The 12,602-nt window shown below is 33.3% G+C and carries 16 protein-coding genes and 1 tRNA gene; 16 read left to right on the forward strand and 1 reads right to left on the reverse strand.

Going from position 1 to position 12,602, the window contains the following annotated elements:
* Window positions 1-5: 5 nt before the first annotated feature.
* Window positions 6-662 (forward strand): tRNA threonylcarbamoyladenosine dehydratase, encoded by a 657-nt coding sequence (locus TDSAC_RS02545; protein ID WP_108308726.1) that lies wholly within the window; start codon window positions 6-8, stop codon window positions 660-662.
* 61 nt (window positions 663-723) lie between these two features.
* Window positions 724-1,128 (forward strand): adenosylmethionine decarboxylase, encoded by a 405-nt coding sequence (speD, locus tag TDSAC_RS02550; protein WP_013755907.1) that lies wholly within the window; start codon window positions 724-726, stop codon window positions 1,126-1,128.
* Window positions 1,129-1,188: 60 nt separating this feature from the next.
* Here speD and TDSAC_RS02555 read toward each other — a convergent pair whose 3' ends face one another.
* Complete coding sequence (locus tag TDSAC_RS02555) at window positions 1,189-2,742, reverse strand: bifunctional aminoglycoside phosphotransferase/ATP-binding protein (RefSeq protein WP_108308727.1); 1,554 nt, start codon at window positions 2,740-2,742, stop codon at window positions 1,189-1,191.
* 168 nt (window positions 2,743-2,910) lie between these two features.
* Between TDSAC_RS02555 and TDSAC_RS02560 the strand changes: the two genes are divergently transcribed.
* From TDSAC_RS02560 to TDSAC_RS02625, 14 genes are all read left to right on the forward strand, one after another.
* Window positions 2,911-3,708 carry an ATP-binding protein gene (locus TDSAC_RS02560; protein WP_108308728.1) on the forward strand — a complete coding sequence of 266 codons (798 nt, stop codon included), beginning with the start codon at window positions 2,911-2,913 and terminating at the stop codon, window positions 3,706-3,708.
* Window positions 3,709-3,718: 10 nt separating this feature from the next.
* Window positions 3,719-3,919 carry an FmdB family zinc ribbon protein gene (locus TDSAC_RS02565; RefSeq protein WP_108308729.1) on the forward strand — a complete coding sequence of 67 codons (201 nt, stop codon included), beginning with the start codon at window positions 3,719-3,721 and terminating at the stop codon, window positions 3,917-3,919.
* 111 nt (window positions 3,920-4,030) lie between these two features.
* Entirely contained in the window at window positions 4,031-5,080 is a 1,050-nt protein-coding gene (locus TDSAC_RS02570) for an NADH:flavin oxidoreductase (RefSeq protein WP_108308730.1), read from the forward strand.
* Window positions 5,081-5,146: 66 nt separating this feature from the next.
* On the forward strand, window positions 5,147-5,320 hold the full coding sequence (rpmG, locus tag TDSAC_RS02575) for a 50S ribosomal protein L33 (RefSeq protein ID WP_108308731.1): 174 nt from the start codon (window positions 5,147-5,149) through the stop codon (window positions 5,318-5,320).
* Window positions 5,321-5,340: 20 nt separating this feature from the next.
* Window positions 5,341-5,415, forward strand: a tRNA-Trp gene (locus tag TDSAC_RS02580).
* A gap of 75 nt (window positions 5,416-5,490) precedes the next feature.
* Window positions 5,491-5,718 (forward strand): preprotein translocase subunit SecE, encoded by a 228-nt coding sequence (secE, locus tag TDSAC_RS02585; protein ID WP_108308732.1) that lies wholly within the window; start codon window positions 5,491-5,493, stop codon window positions 5,716-5,718.
* On the forward strand, window positions 5,715-6,254 hold the full coding sequence (gene nusG / locus TDSAC_RS02590) for a transcription termination/antitermination protein NusG (RefSeq protein WP_108308733.1): 540 nt from the start codon (window positions 5,715-5,717) through the stop codon (window positions 6,252-6,254). Before secE ends, nusG begins: the two co-directional genes overlap by 4 nt.
* A gap of 29 nt (window positions 6,255-6,283) precedes the next feature.
* Window positions 6,284-6,730 (forward strand): 50S ribosomal protein L11, encoded by a 447-nt coding sequence (gene rplK / locus TDSAC_RS02595; RefSeq protein ID WP_108308734.1) that lies wholly within the window; start codon window positions 6,284-6,286, stop codon window positions 6,728-6,730.
* Between the two features lie 10 nt (window positions 6,731-6,740).
* Window positions 6,741-7,460: a 50S ribosomal protein L1 gene (gene rplA, locus TDSAC_RS02600; protein WP_108308735.1), complete on the forward strand. Its 720-nt coding sequence runs from the start codon at window positions 6,741-6,743 to the stop codon at window positions 7,458-7,460.
* Window positions 7,461-7,620: 160 nt separating this feature from the next.
* Window positions 7,621-8,154, forward strand: a complete 534-nt coding sequence (rplJ, locus tag TDSAC_RS02605) for a 50S ribosomal protein L10 (protein WP_108308736.1) — start codon at window positions 7,621-7,623, stop codon at window positions 8,152-8,154.
* Window positions 8,155-8,224: 70 nt separating this feature from the next.
* A complete protein-coding gene (gene rplL / locus TDSAC_RS02610) occupies window positions 8,225-8,611 on the forward strand; it encodes a 50S ribosomal protein L7/L12 (RefSeq protein WP_321165941.1) in 387 nt (128 codons plus the stop codon).
* 105 nt (window positions 8,612-8,716) lie between these two features.
* Window positions 8,717-9,697: an aldo/keto reductase gene (locus TDSAC_RS02615; protein WP_108308737.1), complete on the forward strand. Its 981-nt coding sequence runs from the start codon at window positions 8,717-8,719 to the stop codon at window positions 9,695-9,697.
* A 46-nt stretch (window positions 9,698-9,743) separates the two neighbouring features.
* Window positions 9,744-10,316, forward strand: a complete 573-nt coding sequence (locus TDSAC_RS02620; RefSeq protein ID WP_108308738.1) for a hypothetical protein — start codon at window positions 9,744-9,746, stop codon at window positions 10,314-10,316.
* A 45-nt stretch (window positions 10,317-10,361) separates the two neighbouring features.
* Window positions 10,362-12,584: a methyl-accepting chemotaxis protein gene (locus TDSAC_RS02625; RefSeq protein ID WP_108308739.1), complete on the forward strand. Its 2,223-nt coding sequence runs from the start codon at window positions 10,362-10,364 to the stop codon at window positions 12,582-12,584.
* Window positions 12,585-12,602: the final 18 nt, after the last annotated feature.

A 12,602-nucleotide genomic window follows, 5' to 3' on the forward strand; every position in this document is an offset into this window, starting at 1 on the left:
TACTCTTGGGTGAAGATTGTGTTAGGAAGATAAAAAAATCAAGAATTGCAATCTGTGGTCTTGGAGGGGTTGGGGGATTTGCCTTGGAATCTCTTGCAAGATTGGGAATCGGAGGTTTCTTTCTAGTTGATGATGATAGGTTTGAAATAACCAATCTAAATAGGCAAATTTTGTCGAATTTTGACAACATTGGCAAACTGAAAGTTGAAGAAGCAATAAAGAGGTTGAAGTTAATAAGTGACTGTGATGTTGTTGTTTCAGAAAGTAGAGTTCAAGATGCTATTTATGAGATTGAAAAATTCGAACCAGATGTAATTATTGATGCTATAGACGATCTGGAAGCAAAGGTATTACTGATCAAACGTTTTTATAAAAAAATTAATATTATAGTTAGTGCAGGAGCTGGAAATAGAGTAGATCCTACAATGGTAACCTATGCAGATCTTTCAAAGACATCTAATTGTTCTATTGCTAGAATTCTTAGGAAAAAACTTAAAAGTTTTGGAATTGTTTCGGGAATTAACGTTGTCTTCTCTAAAGAGATTCCAAAAAAAGAGCTTAATAATTCGAATATTATTTCGAGCGCAGTTTTTGTGCCTATGGCTTTTGGCACTTTAATTTCTTATTTAACTTATAAATTTATTTGTAATAATATGGATTAAACTATTTTTTTTATAATGTGATATAATCACTTTTTGTGATTCGTTTTAGGAGGTAAAAGCTTTGGAAGCAATAGGAATGCATTACATTGTTGAGGCTTCTGGATGTGACCCTGCTATTATAGGGGATCCAGTAAGAGCAAGAGAAATTTTTTTGGCAGCTGCTAAGGTTGCGAACATGGACGTAAAAGCTGTTCACTTTTATAAGTTCTTTCCGTCCGGGACTAGTGGTGTTGTAGTAGTTTCTGAATCGCACATTTCAGTACACACATGGCCTGAAAATGGTTATGCTGCACTGGATGTGTATACATGCGGTGAGAAAGCACAACCCGAAAAAGCGGTTGAGTTTATTTTGCAGGCATTTCGAGTTAGACATGCACATATTACAGAAGTTCAACGAGGCGTAAAGGATGAGGATACCTATACGCATACCACAATGACGTGGGAGGAAGATTATTCGGAAGATTAATTTAATTAATTTAATATTTGGTAGTTGCTTGCAAAGAGTAAAACTCTTTGATTTTTTGATTTATATATTTTTTTCAAAAACATCAAGGAAAAGATATTCTTTTGCTAATTCCTCACAAAGAATATCTAAATCCTTTACGTTGCCTATTTTTTCATATGTAATACCTTTAGATATATTCCATGGCTTATATTCTGATAGTTGCCTTTTGTAAATTGCTAAATCGGCATCGCTTGATGTATTCCTCTTTAGAGCTCTTTTATTTAATCTCTCTTTAATTACTTCAAAATCGGCATCTCTTTCAATTAAGATCATATCGACTCCTAAATTCTCCTGTAAATTTAAGATCATCTTTCGATATACGTCTGAATTAAAGGTAGCATCAATAATCACAGAATTATTTGACCTGATTTCTGCATTAGTTAGATCAAATATTTTGTTATAGACTTTCTCGGTAAATTCTGGTGAATATATTCCTTGATTATAATTAGCTTTTGCGCTTTCGTGTTTTGGAATTCCTGCTAGTTCTTTTCTTATTTCATCCGAAGAAAGCCTTTTAATATTTATTCTGGCACTCAATCTTTTAGCGAGCGCACTTTTCCCTGTACCAGAGAGGCCGCAGATAACAAATATTGTTGGCAGCGCGCTATCAAAATATTTTGCAGAAAGTCTGAAATATCTTCTAATTGTTCTTTCAAGTTCTTTGTTTTTCTGCTCGTTTAAAAAAGAGAACGATAAAACCTTTCCTCTTACGTAAGCAAGATAGGATTTAAAAAAGTTTAGATAGGGTGCTATATTTTTGTTACTTAGTTCTTGATAAGAATTTATATATGCCAATGAGAGATCGTTTTTGTTGTTAAAGTCTAGATCCATTGAGAGAAATGAAATTTCAGAAGCCACGTCCTGAATTCTAAATCTTTCATTAAACTCAATACAATCAAATATATATATGTCATCTGGCATGATAGAAATATTTTTCGAGTGTAAATCTCCGTGTCCGTCGACAAATAAATCGTTTTCCATTCTTTTTAAAAAATCAGATTTGTGAGAATCAAAGAAATAAAGCGAATTATCTTTTATTAAATTGTAATTGTGTTTTGAAATTAACCAGTTTACAATATTTTCGGTTTGTCTAAAGTTTTCTTCCAGATTATATCTAATGGATTCTACAAATTGAGGATCTTTAACCTTATTGGCTATTGAATGAAAATATGTAACTTTTTCGGCGATTCTTTTGATATCTTCCATAGATACTCTATCTTTCATTAGTAAATTTGACATTAGAGAATCTTGAGGTAATTCTACCATCTTAATACAGTATTCAACTATGTTTTCAGGTGAATTTAGAATATAAAAGTTATTTATTAGACTAATGGGTAAAACCCCTAAATACAAATTTGGGCTTATTCTTGAATTTAATATGATTTCTTGTTCACAAAAAATTTTTCTATTTTCAAGAGTAGAAAAATCTAAAAAACCAAAATTAACTGGTTTTTTTATTTTATAAACATACTTTCCGGTCAAAAAAACGCAGGATATATGAGTTTCAATAAGTTTTACATCTGCTTCGTGTGGATAAAAAGAAGGTTTTAGCATCGCTTTGATTAAATTTTCCATACTTCCTCCAAAGGATATTATTTTATAGTTTATAATATTTTTAAAAGTTTAAATCATAACTTTAATTTAATACTTAATATTATAGGTTATATGCTTTGAAATAAAAAAATTTTTAAATTGTAAAAGATACAATAGATAATTGGGTCTTACTAAAAGAGGAGGTTTTTTATGTCGTTTAAAGAAGATTTAAAGGAAATAGCTGCATTTAGATTTAAGGATGAGAAATTGATGCCCATACGTAATGTAAGTTATTATGACTTAAGCAAGTTTTTAGGTATTGATGATCAAATTGAAACTCTGTTAAAAAATACTTTCAAATTCGTAAAAAGATTGCCTGCTAGTGATGTTTTGCTTTGGGGAGAGAGAGGAACTGGCAAATCAAGTTTAGTTAAAGCTATGCTTGGCAGATTTTTTTCTGAAGGATTGAGAATTATCCAAATTTATAAATCACAAATAAGTGATTTGTCAAATCTTTATGGTTTGTTAAGAGATGAGGACTATAGATTTATACTTTTTTTTGATGATCTGTCATTTTCAATAGGTGAGGACTCCTGGATGGTTTTAAAAGCGTTACTAGATGGCGATATTGAAGAGAGACCTTCTAACATACTGGTTTATGCTACGTCAAATAGAAGACATTTGACAAAAGAAGAAGATACAGATGAAAAATTTGCAAACGACTCCTATAGAGAGACTATTTCTCTGGTAGAAAGGTTTGGCATTAGGCTTTCTTTCTCTCCCTTTAGTAAGGAGCAGTATCTAAAAATTGTTAGAAATTATGCAAATCTTAGAGGTTTAGAAATTGAGGAGGATATTTTGAACCAAAAAGCTCTTGAATGGATTCAAATGGGTGGGAGTTTTACGGGACGATCTGCTTTTCAATTCGTAGAGTATTTATATGGCGAGGAAATGTTGAAAAAATTAAACTTTGAGTATATAATTAGTAATAAATATATAAATAGTTAGGGGTGTTTAAATGCCAATATTTGAGTATTTTTGTAAGGATTGTGGTGCGGACTTCGACATATATTTACCATCATCTGCTGATGGTAAAAAAGTAGTATGTCCAAACTGCAATTCAGAGAACGTTAGAAAGGTTTATAGGGTTAATCACTGGGCTAATACAAGTAGTTCTGATGATGGATCTGACTCAGGTGGCTGTTTTAGTGGTGGCTGAGGATTTTAATTAGGGCTCAGTTTGAGCCTTCGAAAGCCTGCATTAGTGCAGGCTTTTTTTATTTTAAAAAAGTAATATAATAACTAAAATTATATATTAGGGGGTGATCAAATGGATGTTTTTTCTCCATTTAGTATTAAAAATTTGAATTTTAAAAACCGTTTTATAAGATCTGCTACACACGATTGGTTAGGTAATGAAGACGGTTCAATATCAGAAAGACAATTGAATATGTTCAGAGAACTTGCAAGGGGAGAAGTTGGACTAATTGTCTCTGGCCATTCTTGTGTCGAGTTCCCACGTGGAAGAGCTGGGTTAAAGCAAAATAGGATAGATGACGATAGATTTATTGAAGGATATAAAAAATTGGCTGACGTAATACACGAAAACAACTCACTTTTTGCAATTCAAATTTCTCATGCAGGCCTCCAGACGAATAAAGATTTTACGAATAATTTAGAACCAATTGATCACAATACTATAACTAAAGAAGATATTAATATTTTGGTTGAGATTTTTACAAAAGCAGCTGTAAGGGTAAGGCTTTCTGGAGCTGACGCAGTTTGTGTTCATCTGGCTCATGGATATTTTTTGTGTAGGACGCTCTTTTCCGATTCAAACAAAAGAGAGGATGAATTTGGCAAAAGTATAGCAAATAGGTCAAAAATTGCTCTTAAGGTGATTGACTCTATTAGAAATGCTGTTGGTAAGGATTATCCAATTTTTGTAAAATTAAATTCCACAGGCGGGACTAAAGAAGGTAATATAGAAACAGAAGAACTTGTTGGCGTGTCAGTGCTTCTTGAGGAGCACGGCGTAGACTTAATTGAAATAAGTGGTGGTGTCGTTGGTTCAAAGGATAATCCAATTGATAGGTTAAATATTTTAAAAATTGAAGATGAAGGGTATTTTTTGAAAAGAGCAAAAATTGTTAGAAAAAATATTAATACTCCACTAAGCGTGGTAGGAGGTATCAGATCCCTCTCTTTGATGAATGAAATTATTGGAAAGGGTTTTTCTGATTTTATTTCTCTTAGTAGACCATTTATCAGAGAACCTGATCTGGTTATAAGACTTAAAAATGGCCAGGAAAAAGTTTCGTGTATATCTTGTAGCAAGTGCAGGAATTTTGAGGGTATAAGATGTGTTTTTAACAAATAAAATTTGACAGTTTTTTATTAATGTTATAAAATTAACCGTCTATGAAATATATATGGAGGTTTTGATATGGCTAAGGCCGGAGCAAAGGAAAAAAGAATAAGGGTAACTTTAGCATGTCAGGAGTGTAAGGAAAGAAATTATCATACTCAGAAAAATAGAATCAACGATCCAGATCGTTTGCAATTAAAGAAATATTGTCCAAGATGTAATAAAGTAACTGTTCACAAAGAAACAAAATAGTATTATAATGCTTTTGTTTTAGGCCAGTAGCTCAATGGCAGAGCACCGGTCTCCAAAACCGGGGGCTGCAGGTTCAAGTCCTGCCTGGCCTGCCATTTTTGCGTGACCACATCGCTAGTTGTGGGAGCATAAAGCTTGTTTAATTTCTTAATACCTCGTGGAGGTGTACTTTGTTATCTTTTAGTAATATAAAGGAAAAGATTGTTTCATTTTACTCTGAAGTTAAAGTTGAAGCCAGGAAAGTAAGTTGGCCTGATAGAAAAACAGTAATTTCTGCTACTGGAGTTGTTCTGGCGTTTAGTCTAATTGTTGCTGCTTTTGTAGGGGCAATTGATGCTATTTTTACTGCTATTTTTAACTTCTTGATTTCAACATTTGGTCATTGGACTTCCTTATGACAAAAGCTAATCCTAATTTAAAATGGTACGTTATTACAACTCTTTCTAATTATGAAAAAAGAGTTGAAGAGGCAATATTGGTTAGAGCACAAAGGGAAGGTCTTGAAGACAAAATAACAAGAGTTTTAATACCTGTAGAGAAAGAAGTTAAAATGATAGGCCATCAGAAGAAAGAAAGCTCAAAAAAAGTTTTTCCTGGCTATGTTTTGGTGGAGATGGATCTTGATGATGCTACATGGAATCTTGTTAGAACTACTCCAGGAGTAACTGGTTTTATCAGTAGCAAAAAAAAGCCTTTGCCGCTAAGCCCAGAAGAAGTTGAAAAGATTATGATGTATGTAAAGTCAGATAAACCTGTGATAAGAGTAGAATTTGAAAAGGGTCAGGTAGTGAGAGTTACTGCTGGGCCATTTGCTGAACAAACGGGAGTAATTGATGAGATATTTCCTGAGAAAGGAACGGTAAGACTTGTTATAAATCTTTTTGGTCGAGATACTCCTGCTGAGATAGCTTTGACTCAAATAGAAAAGGTTTAATTTTGATTAATTGATGGAGGTTATAATAAATGGCTGCTCCTAAGAAGAAAAAGAAAAAGATTGTTGGAATTGTAAAGTTGGCGTTGCCTGCAGGTAAGGCTAATCCAGCACCACCGGTAGGTCCCGCATTGGGTCAATACGGCGTCAATATAATGGAGTTTTGTAAAGCTTATAATGCTCAAACTTCATCTCAAGAAGGGACTATAATTCCTGTAGAAATTACAGTATATGAGGACAGAAGTTTTGATTTTGTTCTCAAGACTCCCCCCGCCTCGGTCCTGATTAGAGAAGCGCTAAAATTAGAAAAAGGTAGTAGTGAACCCAATAAAAAGAAAGTCGGAAAAATAACAAGATCTAAACTTGAAGAAATAGCCCAAAAAAAGTTAAAAGATATGAACGCAAACAGTGTTGAAGGTGCAGTTAGGATGTTAGAGGGTACTGCGCGCAGCATGGGCGTAGAAGTAATTGAAGGCTAGGAGGGTAAGGATGCATAAAAGAAGTAAGAGATATATTCAGGCACTAAGTCTTTTTGATAGAAATCAGAAGTATGATCCAGCTCAAGCTGTTGAAATTGTACAAAATTCTCCTAGGGCAAAATTTGATGAGACTGTTGAGGTTTCTGTGAGAACTGGTCTGGATGTAAAGCATGCAGACCAACAAATTAGAACAACGGTATCTTTGCCAGCTGGAACAGGAAAAAAGGTTAGAGTTCTGGTTGTTGCAAAAGGGGAGAAAGCTAACGAAGCTAAAGAAGCTGGAGCTGATTATGTTGGAGCTGAAGATGTTTTACAAAAAATTCAACAGGAAAGTTGGTTTGATTTTGATGTAATTATTGCAACTCCAGATATGATGGGCGCGCTTGGTAAATTAGGTAGAATTCTTGGCCCAAAGGGTTTGATGCCAAATCCAAAAACTGGTACAGTAACTTTTGATATAGCAAGAGCTGTAAAGGAATTCAAAGCTGGCAAGGTAGAGCTAAGAACCGATAAAAGTGGCATTTTGCACGTTCCAATAGGTAAAGTTTCTTTTTCAAAAGAAGACCTGGTTGCAAATTTTGCTGCCGTAATGGATACAATTTTGAGATCAAAGCCGTCTGCTGCAAAGGGAACTTATTTGAAGAGTATTACTATTTCTTCAACAATGGGTCCTGGAATAAAGATAGACCCAACTAAGGCAGCTGAGTCTGTAAAGAAAGTAAACCTTTAATAAATAACAAGTTTAAACTGAATATTGGCCAAAGAAGCAGGTGAGATAATCATAAATCCTGCGGAGGCAAAGGAAGATAATACCCAGGTATTGCCTTTGCCTGGGTATATTCATAATTTTAAGGATAAATTTTTATCTTCATTGAAGGGAGGTGAAATATATGGTAAGTCAAATAAGAAAAAATAAAGAAAATACTGTAAGTAAAATTTTAGAAGATCTTAAAAATTCCTCTGCTGTTTTTTTACTGGATTTAAAAGGGATGAATGTAAAAGAGAGCGTTGAATTGAGGGATAGAATAAGAGAAACTTCTTCAAAACTCAGGATAGTAAAGAATACCTTGCTTGGTATAGCACTTGATCAGATTAATAAAAAGTCTTTAGTAGAAGATTTATTGTTTGGGCCAACCGCAGTTCTTTTTGTCCAGGGCGATATTAGCGCTGCCGCAAAAGTCTTGAAGGCTTCTCTTAAAGAATTTGAAAAGGGAACGATTAAAGGTGGATTTATAGAGAATAAAACGCTTAGCGCTATAGAAATTGAAGCTCTTGCTGATATTCCACCAAAAGAAGTGCTTTTATCAAAGGTGTTATATCTTTTACAGAGTCCTTTGTCAAGGTTTGCAGGAGTACTTGGTGCTGTTCCAAGAGACTTTATATATGCTATGCAGGCCCTTAAGGATAAAAAGGAGGCTTCTTGATTTTTAAAAAAATATAAATTAATTTTGTAAAGACAGTTTTTAAAAAATTTTAAACATTTAGGAGGATAAAATGGCTTTGAGTAAAGAAGAAATATTAGAAGCTATATCTCAAATGACTGTTCTTGAACTTTCAGAACTTATTAAGGCTTTTGAAGAAAAGTTTGGTGTTACAGCCGCGGCACCCGTTGCAGTTGCAGCCGCTGGTGCTGGGGTTGCTGCAGCACCTCAGGAAGAGGTTGAAGAACAAACAGAATTCGACGTAATTCTAACTGATGTGGGTGCAAAAAAGATTGATGTTTTGAAGGTTGTGCGTGAGATTACTTCACTTGGTTTGAAGGAGGCAAAGGATTTAGTTGACAACGTTCCAAAACCAATTAAAGAGAAGGTGAAAAAGGAAGAGGCAGCTGAAATCAAAGCAAAGATTGAAGCTGCTGGCGGTAAGGTCGAAGTAAAGTAATAAATATTATTTAAATAATATTCTGGTCGGACTTAAGTCCGACCTTTTTTTTTATTATAAAAAAATGTTAAACTAATATGAAACTTTAAAGTTGAGGTGTAGTTAATGGAATATAGGAAGTTAGGGACTTCTAATATTATGATTTCTACAATAGGATTAGGTACCTGGGCTATAGGTGGTTGGTCCTGGGGTGGTACTGATGTAGAAAGGTCAATTGAAACAATCAAGGCTTTTATAGATAATGGAGGCAATTTTATTGATACTGCTCCTGCTTATGGTTTAGGACTGTCTGAAGAGATTGTTGGAGAGGCAATAAAGGGTAAGAGAGACAAAGTTGTTTTAGCTACAAAGTGTGGTTTAGTTTGGGATACAGAAAAAGGCACGTTTTTTTTTCAGGAGAACGATAAGCCTGTTTATAGATATCTAGGTAAAGAATCCATAGAAAACGAATTAAACCAAAGCCTTAGAAGATTAAATACTGATTATATAGATCTTTACCAGATCCACTGGCTTGATAGAATTACTCCTGCTGAAGAGGTAATGGGGACTCTTTTAAAGGCTAAAGAAGAGGGGAAGATTAGAGAAATTGGAATATGTAATGCTGGAACTTTAGAAATTGAAGAGTTTATGAAGTATGCAAAAATTCAATCTGATCAAGAGAAATTTAGTATGCTGGATATGGAAGCAAGGTTTGAAAATATACCCTATTGTGTAAAGAATAATATTTCTTTTATAGCCTACTCTCCTCTTGAAAAGGGTTTATTGAGCGGTAAAGTAACTCTTGATAGGGTATTTCCCAAAGACGACAACAGATCTTTCGAATCAAGATTTAGCCCTCAAATTAGGGGAAAAATTTTGAATATTTTGGCTGAGTTCAATAGGCTAAAAGAGAAGTATAATATTACAACAGCACAACTTATTCTGGCCTGGACTAGAATGATGCCAGGAGTTTCATGTTTGCTTGTAGGAGCAAGAAGGGCAGAACAGGTTATAGAAAATCTTAAATCGTCTGATATTTTTCTTGAGCAGAGCGATTGGAACTATATTTTTGATTATGTTGAAAGAAAGGCTGAGAGCATATTTTGATGTTCATAATTTTAAAATATCTATTTTATATTGAGGACAAATAATTTTGGAAAAGATTGATATTATTAAGAAAAATTTAAAAAAAGTCGTTGAAGAAAAAATTCAAAAAATGCCAATTTATTCCTGGATTGATAGTTTTTATGATATATTTATTTCATGGGAAGAATTTTTCGAAATTTTAAAAAAATACGATGACAAAGCATTGTTTAGTATAAGTGAATTTAGCGGTGAAGAGCTTAAGAATATAGAAGAAGAGGTTGTAAAAATATCAATAGAGGGTTTAAAATGTAGAATTAGGAAAGAGATTGAGAAGGAACTTCAATCGGTTGAAAGGTTCTGGATTATAGTAGATAAAGAAGGTCTTAAATTGCCAAGATTTATTGTTTATGATGATGGTGAGAAAAAGAAGAAGGACTTTAATGTTTTTGATTGTTTGAGGGCATATGGCTTAAAACCTGATGGGAACGAAGTTTGGGAAGATGTTGCAAAATCAATTTTGTACTCAAGAGAAAATAGGGAAGAATGGGATCTGGATCTTTATGCTACTTATCTTGAAGCTGAAGATCAGGGGTTAAACGAAGTTCAAAGTTGTTCTACAAAATATATGGATATAGTTTAAGTTTTTTGTATATAATTTTTATATAACTTAAACTTAGGGGGTAATATGAAGATTTTTCGTACTTTCTTAAATGCTGCCCTTCGTAAAAAAATGGGCATAATGGTTCTTTTGAGCTTTTTTGTCTTCGGATTGTTATTGTCTGGTGGTGGATTAATTCAAATTTATAACTTTAGTAATGAAATTCTGTCAAATGATATAGCAAACGCGTCTAAAGGTCTTAATTTATTTCTTGATTCAAAGATTACGGACTCAAAGAGAATTGCTTTGATCCTTTCTACTGAACGCGACCTTGTTAATGATATAAAAAATAAAGATTTTGCTTCTCTATCTTCATTTATTGAAAAAATTTCTCAGCTTTACCCTGGATCATATGTGACAGTTACTGATTCTGATGGCAGAGTTATAGCGAGAAGTAATGCGCCTGCTGAAAGAGGTGATAATTTATCTGATTTACCAGAAATTGCAAGCGCTTTAAGTGGTAAAGTTGAATCTGGCATTGCGAAGGGACATACTACTGGACTATCAGTAAGAAGTGGAGCACCAATTAGAGACGAAAAAGGAAAAATTATTGGAGCCATTTCAACAGGTTTTAAAATTGCTGGAATTAAAGATATTCCAGTTCAAATTAAAGATACTCTTGGAGTAGAAGTAGCTTTTTTTGATGGGGAGAAAATGGTTTCCACGTCTATTAAAAATGAGGAGCTTCCATACTTTGATAAATTTTTTAAATCTTCTATTTATGATCCAGTACTAAAGGATGGCAAAACAGTTGATTATGGTAATCCTAGAAATATTTCAGAAATGTATAACTTTATAAAAGAAATACTATTTGGCAAGCCTTATTTTGCATATTATTATCCTCTTGAAGATGTAAATGGAAAAATTCTTGGAATGTATTTTATTGCAAAAGATACTTCTTTTTATAATAACATGTTAAAAAGATTTACTATAATGCAGTTTGCTTTGAACATTTTAGCTATTGTTATCGGTATAATTTTGTTATTGTTATCTATGGAATTTTTCTTTATGAGGCCAATAGGACTGTTGGTAAAAGATATTAAAAGGGTAGCTTCTGGTGATCTTAGCCAACCTCTTAATCCTGTTTACAACGATGAGTTAGGAGTTGTTGTAAGGGCTGTAGAGTCTATAAGATCAAACTTTATTAACGTTATTGGAAAAATTAATTATGCTATTAAAGATCTAGCAAATGCTTCTAACAATCTTTTGTCGGTGTCGTCTTCTCTTACAACGTCTTCAAGCGATGTATCTAAATTATCTGAAATAAATGCTAAAGGAGCAGAGAATTTATCTACTATTGCATCCAAATTAAATGAAGATAAGGACATTTTGCTAAAGAGTATCCAGGGTATATCTAAAGGTGTCGAAGATCAAGCAATTGCTGCTTCTAGCATTGCTCAAAACATCAATAGAATAGCAAGGAGCATTGAAGATTTTACGAATAAGCTTGAGGACGTAAGTAGCAACTTGTTGGCAGTAGATACGAAATTTAAAGAAATGGAAAAGAGTATTTTAGAAAAAAGAAGTGTCGTTGGAGCAGCAATAGATATGGCTAGTAACATAAATACAATTTCTGATGGAATAAAAGAGATCTCTGAGAAAATGAGAATGTCTTTAATTCCGATTCAAACCATTGCGAATCAAATTCAGCTCTGGTCATCAAACGTTATAATTGAAACCTCAAAATTAGGTGAACAGGGGAAAGCCTTTGGTGTTATTATAGATGAGATACGTAATCTTTCCGAAAAGCTTTTGTACACAACCAATGAAATTTCTAGCAATCTTAACGAACGCTTGTTTAACTCTGATAATTTTGATCTTAATTTTGAAAAATATATTGAAGGCATAAAAGATCTGAGGAACTACTTTTCTGAAATAGAAGACTTTGTTAAAACTTTGAAGGATAACATCAGTAATTTGTACCAAAAATTTGAGAAAATAAAAGGCGAAGCTTTGGGTATAATATCTTCAAAAGACATTAAAAACATTGAGACAAGTTTGGCCAATCTTGCTGCTTTAGCTGAAGAAGATCTTTCAAACGTGCACGAACTAAACAGAGCATCTATAGGCGTTCAAAAGGCAATCGAAAATCTTGTAGGGATTTCAAAAGATACTGTTTCATCAACAAAGGACATTTCAGAAAGAGCTGATAAACAATTAAATGAAGCAGGTAAATTGGAAGAAGTTTCGAGTAATATTAAGATAAAGTCAAATGAACTTGAAGATGAGGTAAGAAAGTTTAAAATATAGAAAATGGTCTAAGGAGAC

It is taken from the genome of Thermodesulfobium acidiphilum (assembly GCF_003057965.1).
In the GTDB taxonomy this organism is placed as follows: domain Bacteria; phylum Thermodesulfobiota; class Thermodesulfobiia; order Thermodesulfobiales; family Thermodesulfobiaceae; genus Thermodesulfobium; species Thermodesulfobium acidiphilum.

Excerpts from the sequence above, each read along its gene's own strand:
- TDSAC_RS02555 (WP_108308727.1), bottom strand. The coding sequence starts at position 2,742 with ATGGAAAATTTAATCAAAGCGATGCTAAAACCTTCTTTTTATCCACAC.
- TDSAC_RS02560 (WP_108308728.1), top strand. The coding sequence starts at position 2,911 with ATGTCGTTTAAAGAAGATTTAAAGGAAATAGCTGCATTTAGATTTAAG.
- TDSAC_RS02565 (WP_108308729.1), top strand. The coding sequence starts at position 3,719 with ATGCCAATATTTGAGTATTTTTGTAAGGATTGTGGTGCGGACTTCGAC.
- TDSAC_RS02570 (WP_108308730.1), top strand. The coding sequence starts at position 4,031 with ATGGATGTTTTTTCTCCATTTAGTATTAAAAATTTGAATTTTAAAAAC.
- rpmG (WP_108308731.1), top strand. The coding sequence starts at position 5,147 with ATGGCTAAGGCCGGAGCAAAGGAAAAAAGAATAAGGGTAACTTTAGCA.
- nusG (WP_108308733.1), top strand. The coding sequence starts at position 5,715 with ATGACAAAAGCTAATCCTAATTTAAAATGGTACGTTATTACAACTCTT.
- rplK (WP_108308734.1), top strand. The coding sequence starts at position 6,284 with ATGGCTGCTCCTAAGAAGAAAAAGAAAAAGATTGTTGGAATTGTAAAG.
- rplA (WP_108308735.1), top strand. The coding sequence starts at position 6,741 with ATGCATAAAAGAAGTAAGAGATATATTCAGGCACTAAGTCTTTTTGAT.
- rplJ (WP_108308736.1), top strand. The coding sequence starts at position 7,621 with ATGGTAAGTCAAATAAGAAAAAATAAAGAAAATACTGTAAGTAAAATT.
- rplL (WP_321165941.1), top strand. The coding sequence starts at position 8,225 with ATGGCTTTGAGTAAAGAAGAAATATTAGAAGCTATATCTCAAATGACT.
- TDSAC_RS02615 (WP_108308737.1), top strand. The coding sequence starts at position 8,717 with ATGGAATATAGGAAGTTAGGGACTTCTAATATTATGATTTCTACAATA.
- TDSAC_RS02625 (WP_108308739.1), top strand. The coding sequence starts at position 10,362 with ATGAAGATTTTTCGTACTTTCTTAAATGCTGCCCTTCGTAAAAAAATG.